The organism is Sulfitobacter sp. HI0027 (genome assembly GCF_001634775.1).
In the GTDB taxonomy this organism is placed as follows: Bacteria; Pseudomonadota; Alphaproteobacteria; order Rhodobacterales; family Rhodobacteraceae; genus Sulfitobacter.
In genome coordinates, this window is sequence record NZ_LWER01000269.1 from 1 (window position 1) to 396 (window position 396).

A 396-nucleotide genomic window follows, 5' to 3' on the forward strand; every position below is an offset into this window, starting at 1 on the left:
TTCCTTCTGGTCATAGACCACGGCGAGGTTCTTCACGCCCATCGCCTTCAACTCTTCGACGATGCGGTAGGCGTCAAGGTCGCCTTCGTTGTGCTGACCGCCGGTCATCGCAACCGCGTCGTTATAGAGGATCTTGTAGGTGATGTTTGTCCCCGCCGCGATGGCGGCCCGAATGGCCAACACCCCGGAGTGGTTGTAGGTGCCGTCGCCAAGGTTCTGGAACACATGCTCTGTATTGGAGAACGGCGCCTCGCCGATCCAGTTCGCACCCTCGCCGCCCATGTGGGTAAAGCCGGTGGTTTCGCGGTCCATCCACTGCACCATATAGTGACAGCCGATCCCCGCATAGGCGCGCGAGCCTTCGGGCACCTTGGTCGAGGAGTTATGCGGGCAGCC

Annotated in this window: 1 protein-coding gene; it reads right to left on the reverse strand. The window is 61.1% G+C overall.

Annotation, left to right across the window (positions count from 1 at the left end; translation table 11 throughout):
* A partial coding sequence (locus A3722_RS15515) for a thiamine pyrophosphate-dependent enzyme (RefSeq protein WP_236627440.1) occupies positions 1-396 on the reverse strand: 396 nt, incomplete at both ends.